This window comes from Stenotrophomonas sp. STEN038, from assembly GCF_056759895.1.
Map to the genome: position 1 here is coordinate 16475 of NZ_JBRRDW010000001.1, position 14681 is coordinate 31155.

A 14681-nucleotide genomic window follows, 5' to 3' on the forward strand; every position below is an offset into this window, starting at 1 on the left:
TGGGTTGGCCGCGCTTGAACTAGACGTATACGCCGTGTCGGAGAGGGTTCCAAGCGGCAGATGACCCCTTGATTTCTCATTAATGGCTTGTAGACTAATGGACGCCATCCATCCATATGATAAGCAGCCATGAATCAACCTCCCCGTATCAATGCGTTTCGCCCGGCAGACCCCGAAGCCTTCAAGTCACGCTGCCCCCAGTTCGCCGAGTACGTCGACTGGAACCAGGGCCGCCTGTGGACCCTGATCAACTCCGAACACGGGTACCGCCAGATGGCGTCGTTCTCCCTGCGCGGCCAGCCGGCGGTGGCCGGCATCAACAACGACCTGGCCAACATCCTGGCCGACATCGATAGCCGGGCATCTACCGATGAGCGCGCGGCCAAGGTTGCCGACCATGCCCGCCGAGCCGTGGGCTCGATGGTCTGCGAGGTGATGGAAGCCAATGGATTCCGGAAGACCGGTCAGCGCCGCGGTGTGCCGCCGGAGCCGCGGCGCGTGTTCGTGCGATCGGAGGTCTTCGAGCTGGCCCCGCCGGAGGAGACTTCCCCAGATGAATATTTCGACTGGGATGAATTCGTCGCGAAGACCAGTTTCGAGACCGTGCGCCGCCTTTCCCCTGAGCTCGACAATCGCCCTTTGCCGTCGATGTATAGCCCGGACCGCCGCTGGTACTACGTGTCCTCATTGGACGTCGACGTCCCCACCCGGGAAGAAGGTCTGCTGCGCCTCGCCCTGGACGGGGTCAAGTCCCGCTACAAGTCTGGGATGGAGCAGCCTCGGCCGAACCACTGGAAGCTGCAGGCGAACACGACCGACGTCCACCAGTTGTGCCACCTCCTTTCCAAGTTGGTGAGCGACCCGGCCGAGTTCGAGGACCCCGACGCGCTGTTGCAGGTCTCGGAGTGACTGACCAGGCCGGCGCGCAACGGTAGAAGTGCAACTTTGCGCTGCCGGCCGAACTGCGAGGGTTGTGGCTTATTAGCCACCGCCAGAGACCACATGGCCGCAATCAGCCGAATCAAACCCGGGCAGACGCTCTACAGCGTCACCAAGCAGAAGGCCGGGAATACCACCATGCGCCGCACCGCGGTGCATCCGGTCTACGTCCAGGACGTCGATCCGGACGGGAAATTCGTCATGGCCAGCTGGAATGGCAACCCAGCACGCAAGTTCCTCCCGAACGCGATCGCCAAGTGGCGCGTATCCAAGCCGGAGAGCTAACAGCCACTAGGCCGACGGCATGTTGCACGGGCGCAAGCCTAAGCCTATGAGTCACAGGGCCGGTTGGCAACTTTCCGGGCAAGGAGATGCTGGGACAATGATGGTTCAACGCCAATGCAGGCAACCGCCCCAAAGGGGACGAGGATGACCATCCACATGACCTCCACCACAACCCAACCGAGCGCCAACTTGGCGCCGGTACCGGGCGCCCCCAGCGAGTGCAAGGAATGCGGGAGCACCTCCCTTTCCTGGTTCACCCACGTCCGCATCAAGAACAACGTGGTACAGGGCCGGCTCAACACCCACGACACCGAGTGCGTATTCGTGCTCGGTTGCGACGAATGCTCGGAAACGCTCCACATCCAGGGCGCCGACGCCATCGCCCAGCTGCTGGCCGCCGGCCAGAGCGACCAGCCAGCTCACCCTCGAGCTGCCAATGAAGGATTTCAGGCAATCGCTCGCGAATTGGACCGGCTGAGCCTGGTCATCGAAAGCGCAGTCCGCCAGGACGATCCGAAGAACTCCCCGGCAGTGCTGGCGCTCATCAAGGCCAATCAGGCCGCCTTGGCGGAATCGCCCTACCCGGCTGGCCACGACCAGCTGCCCTCCTTCCAGTCCGGCGTGGCCACCTGGATGGGGCAGTGCTTCCCGCCCTCGCTCTACACCAACATGACCGAGCGCGGCGACCGCTTGCTGGAAGAGGTCATCGAACTGCTGCAGGCCCATGGATACGACCAGTCGCGGGTGCCAACGCTGGTTGGCTACGTGTACGGGCGCCCTGTCGGCGAACCGCTACAGGAAGTCGGTGGGGTCATGGTCACCCTGGCCGGCTACTGCTCCGTGGCGGGATTGGACATGCATGCAGCCGGAGATTCTGAGCTCGCACGGATCAACCTGCCTGAGGTGATGGCACGGATCCGCGCAAAACAGGTGGCGAAGAATGCCCTGCACTTCGACACGCCCATGCCGGGCAATGCCAGAGCTTCCGCGCAGACCTTGGACCAGTAATCGAAGGCCAGGGCGATATAGCTCGCCAACACGATCAACATCACAAGAAAGACAGGCATGACATGGCTTACCAAGTGACGCCCGAGGATATGGGCTCCATCAGCGACGTGGAGATGGCTTTCTCCGCCGATCGCCTCCTGCCGCCGTGGGAGGACATTCCGCGCGAGTTCCGCGAGGGCAACCAGTACACCCTTATGGCAGAGGCCATCATGTACGACCGGCCGTTGCCGGAGGGAACGATTGAATTGAAGGAAGGCTTCAACCCCGAAATGCTCAACCGCGCAGTGCAATCGCATCTGCAGTCGCACGGGGCAGCGCACGAACACAAGATCGCCGGCGTTGGCTACATGATGTCCATGGCCTGCACCCTTACCCTTGCTACTGATACACAGGTGCAGAAAAATGGCTGATAGCCCGTTGAACTCGTCTGCCGTGGAAATGTTGGCGAGCCAGTATGAGCGCCTAGGGCGCAAGTATTGGGCGGAGATGGTTCGCAGTGGCGTTATGCCGAGCGTGCATGATGAAGCCGCCATACTCGCCATCACTGAAGCCCTGCAGCTCAAACCTGCAGTCGAACCGGACACGTTCTTCGTCATGGACTGCCCGGGTTACCCGGGAGGTATCGAGGTGTATCCCAACACCTTCGAGTACGCGATGGAGTTCATCAGCAAGCTTGGAAACGACAAGACCAAGCTGGCCACCTGGAGGAACCAGTACCAGCGGATCGATTACTCACCGGAGCGGGTCAAGGCCTTTGTCGACGCTTTCGTGAAGGCCAAGGCGGAATCGGCAGGACAGCAACCAGCTTGAGCGTTGATGTCCAAGCAGGACCGGCGGCATGTGCCATCAAGATCAAGGAAGGAACCCGAGGGCGTGAAGAAGAAGACGAAGTTGAGCGAAGGCCAGTACATCATCCGTGGCTCTGTGAATACAGCCCTCCTGCTCACGCTTCTGTCGCTGCCCGTCGCCGCGAATATCCTGTCCCAACAACTGGGCTTCCCTATCATCCTGGTCATCCTGCTCCTCAACGTCACCATGGGGCACCCTGCTACCGATGAGGTTGTCCTTTCACAGCCCCGTTGGCAGTGGATGCTCCTGCGCTATCTGGTGATGGTCGCGTTCGCAGTCCTGGCATGGAAATTCGCTGAGCTCATGCTGAGCGCAAGTGCTCCCCTGATCACCTTTGGTAGATCCGGTGCGCCCTTGATCAGCACCGAGTCAAGAATCGGAGCTCAGGGCGCAGTCGTCGCTTTCTGGCTCTTGCCTGCAATTTTCATCTCCTCATATATGTCGAAGATGATCACGCTGATGGCGTTCGGGCGATCCCAGGAAATCCCCCAAGCCTGAGCCTGCCGGGCAGCGGCAGGCCTCACTACCTACAGCACTGGAGCTGCAGATGGCATTTCGCTTGAACTATTGGGACAAGGGCCGCTCCCAGCGCGTGTATCTGGGCGGGCGCGGCATCTCGGGCCGAGCCTGGCTATCCTTGCAGGGCGGCAAGATCGTGATCGAGGGTGACACAACCAATCCTGACGTGGTCGCCGGTGTGTTGGCGCAAGTGGGGGCGACAGGCCTCAATGGCGACACCGCCTGGCGGATGATCGTCAACGCTGCACAGGATCCTGCAGCTGTTCGCCAGCGAACCGTGCAGGCAGCGGATAGCCCTGTACCCGTCTCCGGTGTACTGCCGGTCGGATCTCTGCATGACTTCGACATCACGACCATCCCGATCCATGGGGATGTGACGTTCGAGGTGGACCACCGGGAGCCGGACGGACTGTTCGACCTGTTGAGCAAGGCACCGTTCGCCAACGTCGTACGCTGTGCCCTGCCCCTGGCCGACGTGCGCATCAACGGCAACATCCTCATCGAGCGCAAGACGGTGGCCGATTTCGAGGCCTCGGTCATCGATCCGGACAAACGCCTGTTCAACCAGGCCGAGCGCATGAGCTTCGAGCCGGAGACCCTGTGCTTCATCATCATCGAAGGTGATCTGTACCGGCAGAACGGCCGGATGACCATGCAGCAGATCACCGGCGCCTTCACCTACCTGTCGTCCATCAAGGGCCTGTCGGTGCTGCAGGTTCCGGATATGACAGCCACGGCCTACACGCTGGCCAAGATCGCGCAGCATTCGCGCCACGGCCTCGGCTACAACCTGGCCCTGCGGACGAACAAGGGTAAGGCCATGCTCTCGGCACGCAGTTATGTCCTGGAAGGACTGCCGGGCGTCAATGCGACGCTGGCCGAGCGGCTGCTTGAGCACTTCGGATCCGTGGCCGCTGTTATGGCCGCAGACGCCGCCGCGCTGTGCCAGGTGGACGGCATCGGCAAGACGATCGCAGGCCGGATCGTCGAGGTATCACAGGGACGCTGACCTCCGGATCACGTTCCGAAAACATCCCCTCCAAACGAGAATATCAGGTCAATGAGCCAAGGAATGAAGCTGAACCCCCGCGCCATCCATGAGATTGCTGCAAGGCTCTTCTGGACATGGGCCAGCGATCAAGGCATCGCCCACGTAACCGAGCGAGTCATCGCCACCGGCGGTCAGTGTTTGATGCACACCCCGTTCACCGATGAGATCCTCGTGGAATTCGGCTTTGCCGACATCAGCGGGAACGAACGCACGGTGGCGCTTGACGCCATTGCTGCAGAGGCACACAAACACGCCGAAGCCGGGCAGAACATGATCGGGATCATCTACCCGGACGATGCCCAGACTGGACGCTCACCAAGTGCCGAAGATGTGCAGACCGAGCACCTCCAGTCGATCCCCAAGAGCATGGTACGAACGGGGCCTAGTCTCGAAGAGATCGGCACGCTGTGCATTCGTCACCCCCTCCCCGCTGTGCTGTTCTCAAAGAAGCGGCCGCTTGGCGGGATCGTGAAGGTTGCCGATACCTCTGACGCCCTGGGCTTCCAAATGCCGATGTACCTGAAAATCAATCATTCACATGAAGTTGGCGACGCCTTGTATGCCTCGACGGGCGTGTTCTTCATCCCGGCGCCGGACGCTCAGAAGGGTGCTTGGTGGATGGCGGTGATTCAGAACGCGAGCTGCTTCACGGATACCTTGCAGTATCAGGTGGGCAATGATCTCGGAACGATCAACGCGATCTGGTGATGCTGCAACTTTGAGCGGGCGGTGATGCTGGTCCAATACCAGCATCACAACCGATACGCGCGAGCCGCAGAAATGACCTCTTCCACTCCGACGCCCGTCTCCGGCGCAATCCTGTCCACCGGCAATCGTGGGCAGCACGTCATCACCTGCAAGGAAGGCGCCGAGGGCAGCACGTGCGCCCAGTGGGGCGGTGAGCGCATCTACCCGGCGTCGGCCGTCAATGCGCTCCTGCAGGCGCTGGCAGCGGCAGGCGCACTGGTAGCAAGCCCTCCGGCCCCGATCACTGGCGCGGTCCTTGCGTCCAGCAAGCACGGTCAGAAGGTGGTGACCTGCCGTCCTGGCACCGAGGACGCCGACTGCAAGCTGTGGAACGCTGAGCGCATGTACTCGGCGACCGACGTCAATGCCCTGCAGCTGGCGCTGCAGGCGACCACGGGCAACGCACAGGCCTCGCAGGCTGAGCAGGAAGCCCTGCGCGCCGAGCAGGACTGAGGGGGCGAACTATGCGTGTATTCCTCGTTGATACGGGTACCCGTCGGCAAGAGGTCACGGGCGCGGCCGCTGCGATCAATGTCGCTGCCAGCGACGTCTACCTGAGCCAGGCGCAGAAGAGCGGCCACCTCAACCGGCTGGAAGCTTCCGGCCGCACCGCGTGGGCCTATGGCTTTACCTCGGTGCTGATCGAAGAACGGAAGCACGATGACTGCGGCATCCCGCCGCAGCACTACTCCGACGACGTCGATGTAAGCGTCGCCCACTGCGATGACCACGGAACCGGCGAAGGCCGCTTTCACGGAAGGATGTAGCGATGAGCCTCACCCAAGATCAGCTGGCCGTTGAGGCCGCTTGGCGCGCTGCTGCCACTGCATGCGTCAAGGACGGCGTCTACACCGCCCCCGAATCCCCTGAGGACTGGGAAGCCGCACTGCGCCCCGCCTTGACCGCCGCGCTCCAGGTGCTGGGCACCAAGCCGGTTACCTACGGCCGCCTTCGCGATGGTCGGCTGGTCGGTTTGGGCTACGACCACGATGCTGATGCCGACATGACTGTCCCGTTGGGCATCATCGGCTCATTGGCTGACCCGACCGGGCCGCCAGCTATGGATCGTCGCGACGAGCTGGAACTCATCATGGACGTTTGCCGCACCACGGTGATCGCTGGCAGTACGGTGCCGGTGCATCAGGTGCGGCGGCTGCAGGAGTTCTACGCAAAGGCTGGTGCGACAGAGCAGGCCGATGAGTTGCAGCGCATGTTCACTGCAGCGGCGGACCCGAGCAGCCATCTTTCCCTGCCGCGGCTGGTCCGCTCGGGCAGCAACAACGACGATGCCCCGGCGAACACCGTGGACCGGATGGTTTCGGCCCTGCGCAACGTCATCGAGAACGGTAGCTCGGGCTATCAGGGCGAGTGTGGTGGTTGGCATGTCAGCTGCTGCCACGTCCTTGCCGATGAGCCACCTGTGAAGCATGCAGCTGGCTGCTGCCTGGTGCAGGCGCAAGAGGCGTTGGCGGCGCATGAGCTGCAGCTCGCCCCATCAGCGACAGCGTCCACATAGGTCAGCCACGCAGCCAGATTGGTGGCAGTTGGTGAAGTCTCGCGGCTGCTGAGGTCCAACTTTTTGGAGGCGCTCGACCTGCTGAAATGGACTCATCTCCAACAGCAACAGGCACCGGCTCATGACCATCCATCAGAACCTCGCACAAGCCCTGCACACCATCATCAATGGCAGCAAGATCAACGGCCGCTGGCTCGACGCCTCGGGGACCGAGTGCAGCGAGGGCGATGAGGGTGCCGAGTGGCACGCGTACACCGAAGAAGAGCAGCACAGCTGGCTCGAATCCTGTGCGGCCATCGCCAGCAAGGCGCTGGAGGGGTACGAAGAAGCTGCTGCCAAGCAGGCTGCACTGCTGCAGCAGGCACGCGACGCGCTGGAACTGTCCATGCTGACCATCGACAACCGAGACAACCCGGAAACGGCTGAGCAGGTGACGGCTGCCTACGAAGCCATGGTGGATGGTGTGCCCACGTGGCGCCCGACCGTTCATGTGATCGTGGAGGGAGGCATTGTCACCGAGATCATTTCGGACGTTGAAGGCCTGCGCACCGGCATCGTGGACTACGACACCAACGGCTGTGATGAAGATGATCTGCAACAGATCCCGCAGAGCAACGGCACCACCGCCGATGCGACCGGCCACCTCAGCACGGCGGGCTACCACCCCGATCGCATCGCAGAACTCGAGAAGGCTCTGGAGAGCGCACCCAACTACAGGACCCCGGTTGTTCCCGTCCAGCCGGGGCGCTGAAACCACCCGCTCACCACTGCTCCCGGGCCGCAATGGCCCGGGTTTTGCAGGGAATTGATGCAACTTTTGAATGCGGCCCAGGGCCGTAGTCTGAACACATACCCCGAACGCACCCGGAACACCTCATGAACCCGAAGCAAGCCCGCGCCTCCATCCACGATCTGGTCCGTCAAGCGGAGGCTAAGTCGCCGTTTGGCGTTGCGGAGCTGACCCTTGAGCTGTTCAAGGCCTCAGCCGTCGCAACCAAGAGCCTGTGCAAGGCGATGGGCCTGTCCCCGGCCGATGGGATCATCCCGGGCGGCGGCGACGCTGAAGGCTGGACCTACATCGACCACCATGGCGAGATTGTCTTCCTGTGCGCCTTCCCGGACGGCAAGTTCGGCGCCCCCTTCCATGGCGTGCAGGTGTCCGAAGACAGCCGCGAGGCTGCTGAGGAGCTGATGTTCGCCCTGATGGGCAAGGACCACCCGGGCCAGACGTTCGCCCAGTTCCAGGCCACGCGCGAAACCATCGAGAGCATTGCTGAGTTTGAGTCTGCTGACCCGGCTGGCTATCTCGGCGGCGGTGGCATGGCCTACTATTACATGGACGTGAACACCAACTCCGAGTGCTACATCGAAGTGCTGCCGTCGGGCGATGAACGCGGTGCGTTCGCCTTCTGGATGGACTTCGAGGGCCGCTGGACGGACTTCTACTTCCTTACCCTCACCGGCGCCGAGCGCAAGGCCTACGAGCTGACCCGCGATCCGGAAGTGGTCGCGCTGGCTGCCTGATCCTGAGGCTTTCCAGCATTGGTTGGCTATTCCCCCCACAGGACGACGTAGCAATGACAACTCAGGTTTTCAGATCCGATAACGGTGACTGCACCGCCCATACCATGATTGTTGGCCAGTCCCGTCAAGGAATGAGCCTTCTGCTGCAGGTTGAAGCGCGCCGACTTGGCATCACTTGCGAGGAATTGGTTCAGCGGTTGGAGCCGACGGAAGAGCAGAAGGAGCAGCTGAGGATGCGTCAAGAAGAAGCTGACCAGGCCGATAAGAAACGTCTAGATGCGGTGCGCGAGGCCTATTGGCAAAACACCCCGGAAGGGCACCCAGATCTGGACCAGCTGCACGACTTGCTGGTTGCGGCTGGCGTCGCAGGTGAGCCTACGCGCGAGCAGATCCGGCGTGTCTTCATGCTGCTCCCGGCCGAAATCATCGGGGCTGCGTTGTCGTGGGGACTCGGCGACACAGACGAGCGCGAGAGCATCTACGAGTTCCTGGAGCGCAACAAGCAGCAGGTTTTGGAAGTGATTAAGACCGAATCGACATGATTCGGCCCAATCACGAATAACGACAAAAAGGCGAGCAGATGAACGACCTGGAAAAGGGCAAGAAATCCTACAGCCCTTCCGTCTCCGGATGGCTGGCGAGAATCTTCAACTTGAATGAAAACGCAGTGCGATGGTTCTTGAGCATCGTTTTGTTCATCATCTTCTGCATGACCTTCGTGGTCATCTGGAAGGAGCTGGGCCCTGGTTCGCACAGGGTGCCATCCCCGCCGGAAGGCATGCCCGCTCCCCTGGAGCAGCAGCCCGCTGAGGTGAAGGGGTAAATCTTGGCGACATCGATTGACCTCCCCATCCACGATGGCGATGTATCGGGATGCTGAGAAACGACAACTCCTATTCCAGCAGCGGAATGCCTGATCAGCCCCCGGATCAGGACCACTGCGAACCTGGCATCTTCCCACTGGTCGAATCTCTCACCCGAGCTGGCTTTCGGACCAGAGCAAGTTGCCAGGGCCATTACCACTGGCTTTTCGGGTGTACTGAACCCTACGTCGCCTTTACTGGGAGCTGCTCTCAAGCGCTGACGCTAAACAACCATCTCACTGACCTGGTTAGTCAAGGCGGCTTGTACTGGGAGTTGATCGCTACGTTCGGCCCCGACAATCAGCTCTGGTATCGCATCTCGCCACGCTTTCAACATGCAAGCCACCTATCCTGGCTACCAGCATTCGCTTTGAAGCGTTTGTGGAGGGGATACCTGGCGAGAGTGGAAATAGATCAGCAAGCTATTTCAGATTTCCTGCGCACCCCGGGCGTGTGCTCCCCTTAGCTGAAGTACCCACATACCCACCCACCTGTAACGCTTGTCCAATTTGGCGAGCACATTGCTTCTGATTTACTGAATACATCCAACCCGAGCTCGAAGCCACGTGGCACAGATAACCAATGAACAAATAACGGCAGCTTGCTTGGCGCACTACCCGGATTGGATCAGCTTCCACCAACACGAACGCGAGAGGTTCTACAAGCAGATGCGCCAGACGCTGCAGGCCTATGAGGGCTCCAAGGCTGCTGAGCCGGCTGCCGGCGTCAGCGAGGCAACCGGGTGGCCGCCGATGTCCTTGATCAACCTGACCTCGGGCGCATCCACGCCGGCCATCATCGTGCCTGCCCCGGACCCCATATTCGTCTCCCGCTGCAGTGAGGTCGTCAGGTGGCATAAAACCGGCATCCTGACCGGCGAAAACCTACGCGAGTACGCGCAGCAGGTCTGGCCCAACGAAGAGGCTAACCTCCAGATCGCTGAGTCCAAGGTACTGCGTCAAGCATGCGAGTTCGTCGTGACAATCGCAGCCAAGCAGAACGAAGCTTCAACGCCCTGGCAGGACAACAGCAATGACCGCCAGTAACGGCTCTCGCGATCCGTTCCGCCCGCGCAGCGAGCCGGACCAAACCATCTACGACGCGCTGACTGCAGAGCAGGCAAAGCGCAAGGGGCGAGAGTTCGAGGTCTGGAACAAGGCTGAGATCAATGCCATCTACCAGACAGCAAAGGTCGCATACGAGCGCGCTGGCCTGCCTTTACCGACCCTTGCCGACGTGGAATCGGCAGAGCAATACGCGCGTGGCTCCATCGACTACGGCGCCACCTGGGTCTATGCACTGACGCGTGACGTGACCAAACGAGCTACCCAACAACCCACAGGAACGCTATGAGCAAAGATAACAAAAGCTTCTGCACCTGCGGCAAAAGCAAAAAGAGCCTCAGTGACACCGAGATCGGTAAGGTCGTGATGTTCGTAGCGGGCACAGCCGTCCTGACTTTGATTTGGTTCGGCATCTTGTCTGTTCTTTCGCGCATGGCCACGGGGCACTTCTCGGCCATCAACAACGTCGATCTCTGGGGGACATCGGCCCTCACCAGCGCTTTTGTTGTCTTGATTCTGATGTACATCTTCGGCTATTTCGATCCATCGCCCGAGTAAGACGGCTGCTCATCAGGCCGAACAACCCAACCCTGCCCTCATAACATAGGCGTCCCATGTCAAGGCTGTTTATCCAACCCAGTGGCGACTGGTTTCACCTCGTGCCAGACCAGAAAGAAACAGAAGCCAAGATTGATGGCGAAGAGGTCAGGTCGGTCTTTATCGCCTCCCCGGTGGCCTTATGGAGGCATGATGCCGCCGGCGACCTTTGCGGCATGAGGTCAGTTGAAGGAAAGGCCAGCCTCTCTGTATGCGTGGCTGAGAAGGGGTCCTTCTATGCATCGCTCTTCCAGGTGCAGCAACTGGCCCAGCGAGCGCATGTGTTCTCGGAGGTGGCCGGGGGGCGCACCCACTTGTTCGGCGCGCCGCGGGCTGACCTGCGCTGAGCCACTCTATGCAGCTGCCCATGCAACTTTCATCAGTTCCCGATGATGGTGGAATGGGGGTCGGTAGCAGTACGCCCCATTCTCTGGCCAGGACAGACCATGCAGCCCATCGAATCGCTCAAGATCATCACTGTCAGCTTGCGCGAAGGTACGGCGCAATGACCATGCAGATCACTGAGGCGGCCATCAAGTCTGCAGCGGTTGCCCGCGCCGGCGGCCGCAACGAGTGGGAAGACCTCAGCGAGGATGAGCAGGAAACTTCCCTGAAAGACGCGCGGGTAATGCTTCATGCGGCGATGCCGCACATTGCCTACGATCGCCGGCCAGTGGGTGAGTTCCTGTCCAACGTGGATGGTGGTGGTGTGCGCTGGCTCAACGGCGCGCCGGCCCATGGCGAGAAGATCTACACCTCCCCACCGCACGTCCTACCGAGCCATTGCATCGAACTCCGGGACCTCCTGATCCAATGCATCGAGGCCGAGAAGAAGACCTGGACCGGCGACAAGCGCATCGCAGCGTGGACGGCTCTGGACTCCATGCTGCAGGGCTTCGACGCTATGAGCGCCAAACACCCGGTGATCGTGCCTGACGCAGCATCGATCCTTAGGCAGGCTGCAGCAGTGCTGGACATGTGGGAAGACGATCCCGATGAGACCGGTTATATGGGAGACTTCGGCGATGCAGTAGGCATCCTAGAATTGCTCGCCAAACACGCCACCAAGAGCCACATATAAAACGGCCGGGAACGCGCATAGTAGCTGCGTAACTTTTCCGGCCAGGCTGATTCGTCATAGTGGACTCACATCGGCAACGAGATGAGGCCATATGTTTAACGTCCGCAGTTTCAAGGAAGTTCGCGAGTTCCAGCGGCCAATCGCAGGCGTTGCGCCCAAGACTGTACGACTCGTTGTCCAGTCCCACCGCCTCTCCTTCCGCGTAAGGCGCTTCGATGGTGACTCGCCCCTGCCCAAGCGACAGTCCCGTTTCGCTTCGCGCGAGACCGCCTTGGGCTGGATGGAGCGGCGTGCAGGAGAGCTGCGCGACTGTGGCTTTCATCAGGTCGCCATAGACTGCCACGCAGCCGGCATGAACGTTGCACAACGCTTCTCGCTCCCGTCCCTCGGTGAACCTAACCATCGTCCACAAGAGGGTAGTTGCGAGCGGCGCCGCGGCGGAATGCCAGCAATACTGTCCCCTCGCCTATGAACGATCTACCTATCTCTTATATGCCGATGTCCAACGAAGACAGCGAGAGACGAGACCTAAAACCGGGCCGAGTGCAGGCCCGACTAAACTTCAGCCGTTCAACAGGCAATCAGCTGCTACGCCTGGCTGTTGATGAGCACAAGGGCTTGTTCCTCTGCCGTGAGTTCTCCATTGGCAGCTACCGGGATGGACTCACACAACACCAGCTTGGTCGCTGGCGCACGCTTTCCGACACTCGCCACTGGCTTACCAGTCGCTATGCCGAGTACCTCCAAGCTGGGTGGAACCTAATCTTCATGTACCAGGCCAGGGAAGCCAGTCTTGACCTGCTGGAGGGACCGTGGCTTGGCACAGTGACGCAGGTCGCGGGCAAGACTACAAAGCCCTTTCCTCGCATAGGCGTCGCAAGTGGTGAGATCACCATCTACGAAAATCTTGCGCAGGGAAACCACGTTGTCCGTACGGTGCGGCCGCATGACGATCGGACGGACCACACTTTCGAGAGCATGCGATTCGCCGATTGTCGTGAAAGTGCGGATTTCCTAGTCAGCCAGTTAGTTGATTGCTGGGAGGATCTTGAAGCAAGAGAACTTCTGACAGCTTTAACGGTTGGTACGATCTCCGGCACACCGATTCTAAAAGCCTTCCCTGAGGCTTGAAATCAAGGGAGAGAGCCCGCTGTACCGATCGCCACTCCATCCTCCCCCAGTAGAATCAATCTCACACCTTAAAAGTGAAGCATCCCAGATATGAGCGACCCAATGCACAACACAGCCAAAGACCATCAGGGGCAGCTCAGCTCAAAGTCCAACAGCAACCGGGCCAGCGCCATCTTTTGGTTGATCTACTCGGTGCTTACTGCGCCGTACGTCCTGTTCATTGCCAACCTGGCCAAGGGGAGTTCGACTAGCCCTTTGTGATCTCCTTCGTGGCCTTTATCGGAATTGCCTCGATGGGAGCAATCGTCGGCTTGAGTGCGAGCTCGGCAATGCGCTACTTCTGGAAGGGTGCGCCGGCCAGCTCGATCCTTACCCCGTTGTGTAGCAGCATCCTACTGATCTGCTACTACGCCACGTTTGGCGTGCGGCTGGCCACCCAAGGCTGATGGACAACTTTTAACTGGCCAGTCGTCTGCGGTACTGGCCCTGCAATCCAACGATTCGTGATCAATGACCAAGCACCAAATCTGTACCCACAAGCACTCACCTGCCAATGTAGGACAGCCGGCATGAGTGGTGACCCAATCAACGAGAAGTCCCTGAAGATCCTGCGCGAGACCCTGGGCGTGGCGGTCTCCGGAAAGCGCCGCGGCTATCGCAACCGCTATGTTGCGAAGGGTGGAACTCCAGAGCAGTCCATCTGCGCTGACTTGGTTGAGGTCGGGCTGATGCGCGTGGCTGCCTCCGACGATAGCGTCAGGCGCGATGAGGTGGCCTACCACGCCACCCAGACCGGACGCGAGGTGATCGCATCACAGTCGCCCAGGAACAGGCAGTCCATGCCCACCATGCCGGTGATGCCAAGGGCGTGAGTCTACCCTGGCGCAATTTTGCCGCAGGCGGCGGTCTGCTGGAATGGTGCCTACTCCAACAGAGCAGATACATGAAGACGCCGGATGAATACGAACAAAACTGCCGGAAGATCATTGAGAACTACGGCCACATGGTTCAGCTGGTTGGCGGCAATGGCTGGGCGTACACCATCGGCCTGACGTCCACTCTGGGCTACGAGCTCATCTGCGTGGGCCTACCTCCGCAGGTGGCGGAACCGGTATTGAACGACCTGGCGGCGATGCTCAAGGGTGCGGAAATCCCTGACGAACAGGCCATTGCCGAAATCTCCAACATGCCGGTAATCCTGCGCACGATCGATCTGGCTGAAACCCCGGATGTCGGCATCCTGATCGGCATCGCGCGTAGGCTGAACATCGTGCCGACCAAGCTGCGACAGATGTTGTGGCCCGACCCGGCCGGCAACTACCCGGGAAGCCCGGATTACAACATCCCGATTCCGCAGGATCTCCACGCGATCGCAGCGCAGGAAATCAAAGATCGCCGCGTGATGAGTCGAAGCTCCAAGCGGATCCACTGATCCATCCAATACGCGAAGATCAAAAAAGCCCGGCTCTGGCCGGGCTTTTTGCTTCCCTCTCTTTGCCATCGTTCC

24 protein-coding genes are annotated in these 14681 nt (G+C 60.4%); all 24 read left to right on the forward strand.

Going from position 1 to position 14681, the window contains the following annotated elements:
• Positions 1 to 129: 129 nt before the first annotated feature.
• Complete coding sequence (locus tag ACVOLS_RS00095) at positions 130 to 909, forward strand: hypothetical protein (RefSeq protein ID WP_481543898.1); 780 nt, start codon at positions 130 to 132, stop codon at positions 907 to 909.
• A 93-nt stretch (positions 910 to 1002) separates the two neighbouring features.
• Positions 1003 to 1224, forward strand: a complete 222-nt coding sequence (locus tag ACVOLS_RS00100) for a hypothetical protein (RefSeq protein WP_481543899.1) — start codon at positions 1003 to 1005, stop codon at positions 1222 to 1224.
• Between the two features lie 156 nt (positions 1225 to 1380).
• A complete protein-coding gene (locus ACVOLS_RS00105; RefSeq protein WP_481543900.1) occupies positions 1381 to 2232 on the forward strand; it encodes a hypothetical protein in 852 nt (283 codons plus the stop codon).
• Between the two features lie 62 nt (positions 2233 to 2294).
• Entirely contained in the window at positions 2295 to 2642 is a 348-nt protein-coding gene (locus ACVOLS_RS00110) for a hypothetical protein (RefSeq protein WP_481543901.1), read from the forward strand.
• Positions 2635 to 3042 carry a hypothetical protein gene (locus ACVOLS_RS00115; protein WP_481543902.1) on the forward strand — a complete coding sequence of 136 codons (408 nt, stop codon included), beginning with the start codon at positions 2635 to 2637 and terminating at the stop codon, positions 3040 to 3042. The genes ACVOLS_RS00110 and ACVOLS_RS00115 overlap by 8 nt, the downstream gene beginning before the upstream one ends.
• A gap of 63 nt (positions 3043 to 3105) precedes the next feature.
• The gene (locus ACVOLS_RS00120) at positions 3106 to 3579 is read left to right on the forward strand and encodes a hypothetical protein (protein WP_481543903.1); all 474 of its coding nucleotides are present in this window, start codon (positions 3106 to 3108) and stop codon (positions 3577 to 3579) included.
• Between the two features lie 49 nt (positions 3580 to 3628).
• Entirely contained in the window at positions 3629 to 4609 is a 981-nt protein-coding gene (locus tag ACVOLS_RS00125) for an ERCC4 domain-containing protein (protein ID WP_481543904.1), read from the forward strand.
• 63 nt (positions 4610 to 4672) lie between these two features.
• Positions 4673 to 5359: a hypothetical protein gene (locus ACVOLS_RS00130; protein ID WP_481543905.1), complete on the forward strand. Its 687-nt coding sequence runs from the start codon at positions 4673 to 4675 to the stop codon at positions 5357 to 5359.
• Between the two features lie 72 nt (positions 5360 to 5431).
• Entirely contained in the window at positions 5432 to 5851 is a 420-nt protein-coding gene (locus ACVOLS_RS00135) for a hypothetical protein (RefSeq protein WP_481543906.1), read from the forward strand.
• Positions 5852 to 5862: 11 nt separating this feature from the next.
• Positions 5863 to 6165 (forward strand): hypothetical protein, encoded by a 303-nt coding sequence (locus ACVOLS_RS00140; RefSeq protein ID WP_481543907.1) that lies wholly within the window; start codon positions 5863 to 5865, stop codon positions 6163 to 6165.
• A 2-nt stretch (positions 6166 to 6167) separates the two neighbouring features.
• Positions 6168 to 6914, forward strand: a complete 747-nt coding sequence (locus tag ACVOLS_RS00145; RefSeq protein ID WP_481543908.1) for a hypothetical protein — start codon at positions 6168 to 6170, stop codon at positions 6912 to 6914.
• A 121-nt stretch (positions 6915 to 7035) separates the two neighbouring features.
• The gene (locus ACVOLS_RS00150) at positions 7036 to 7665 is read left to right on the forward strand and encodes a hypothetical protein (RefSeq protein WP_481543909.1); all 630 of its coding nucleotides are present in this window, start codon (positions 7036 to 7038) and stop codon (positions 7663 to 7665) included.
• A gap of 125 nt (positions 7666 to 7790) precedes the next feature.
• Positions 7791 to 8438: a hypothetical protein gene (locus tag ACVOLS_RS00155; protein ID WP_481543910.1), complete on the forward strand. Its 648-nt coding sequence runs from the start codon at positions 7791 to 7793 to the stop codon at positions 8436 to 8438.
• A gap of 53 nt (positions 8439 to 8491) precedes the next feature.
• Positions 8492 to 8980: a hypothetical protein gene (locus ACVOLS_RS00160; protein ID WP_481543911.1), complete on the forward strand. Its 489-nt coding sequence runs from the start codon at positions 8492 to 8494 to the stop codon at positions 8978 to 8980.
• Positions 8981 to 9018: 38 nt separating this feature from the next.
• A complete protein-coding gene (locus ACVOLS_RS00165) occupies positions 9019 to 9261 on the forward strand; it encodes a hypothetical protein (RefSeq protein WP_481543912.1) in 243 nt (80 codons plus the stop codon).
• A 606-nt stretch (positions 9262 to 9867) separates the two neighbouring features.
• Complete coding sequence (locus ACVOLS_RS00170; RefSeq protein WP_481543913.1) at positions 9868 to 10347, forward strand: hypothetical protein; 480 nt, start codon at positions 9868 to 9870, stop codon at positions 10345 to 10347.
• Positions 10334 to 10654 carry a hypothetical protein gene (locus ACVOLS_RS00175; protein WP_481543914.1) on the forward strand — a complete coding sequence of 107 codons (321 nt, stop codon included), beginning with the start codon at positions 10334 to 10336 and terminating at the stop codon, positions 10652 to 10654. Before ACVOLS_RS00170 ends, ACVOLS_RS00175 begins: the two co-directional genes overlap by 14 nt.
• On the forward strand, positions 10651 to 10923 hold the full coding sequence (locus ACVOLS_RS00180; RefSeq protein WP_481543915.1) for a hypothetical protein: 273 nt from the start codon (positions 10651 to 10653) through the stop codon (positions 10921 to 10923). Before ACVOLS_RS00175 ends, ACVOLS_RS00180 begins: the two co-directional genes overlap by 4 nt.
• 56 nt (positions 10924 to 10979) lie before the next feature.
• Positions 10980 to 11309, forward strand: a complete 330-nt coding sequence (locus ACVOLS_RS00185) for a hypothetical protein (protein ID WP_481543916.1) — start codon at positions 10980 to 10982, stop codon at positions 11307 to 11309.
• 158 nt (positions 11310 to 11467) lie between these two features.
• The gene (locus tag ACVOLS_RS00190; RefSeq protein ID WP_481543917.1) at positions 11468 to 12043 is read left to right on the forward strand and encodes a hypothetical protein; all 576 of its coding nucleotides are present in this window, start codon (positions 11468 to 11470) and stop codon (positions 12041 to 12043) included.
• Between the two features lie 498 nt (positions 12044 to 12541).
• Positions 12542 to 13174: a hypothetical protein gene (locus ACVOLS_RS00195; RefSeq protein WP_481543918.1), complete on the forward strand. Its 633-nt coding sequence runs from the start codon at positions 12542 to 12544 to the stop codon at positions 13172 to 13174.
• A 293-nt stretch (positions 13175 to 13467) separates the two neighbouring features.
• A complete protein-coding gene (locus ACVOLS_RS00200; protein WP_481543919.1) occupies positions 13468 to 13620 on the forward strand; it encodes a hypothetical protein in 153 nt (50 codons plus the stop codon).
• A gap of 123 nt (positions 13621 to 13743) precedes the next feature.
• The gene (locus ACVOLS_RS00205; protein WP_481543920.1) at positions 13744 to 14046 is read left to right on the forward strand and encodes a hypothetical protein; all 303 of its coding nucleotides are present in this window, start codon (positions 13744 to 13746) and stop codon (positions 14044 to 14046) included.
• Entirely contained in the window at positions 14043 to 14606 is a 564-nt protein-coding gene (locus tag ACVOLS_RS00210; protein ID WP_481543921.1) for a DUF4262 domain-containing protein, read from the forward strand. The genes ACVOLS_RS00205 and ACVOLS_RS00210 overlap by 4 nt, the downstream gene beginning before the upstream one ends.
• Positions 14607 to 14681 lie beyond the last annotated feature (75 nt).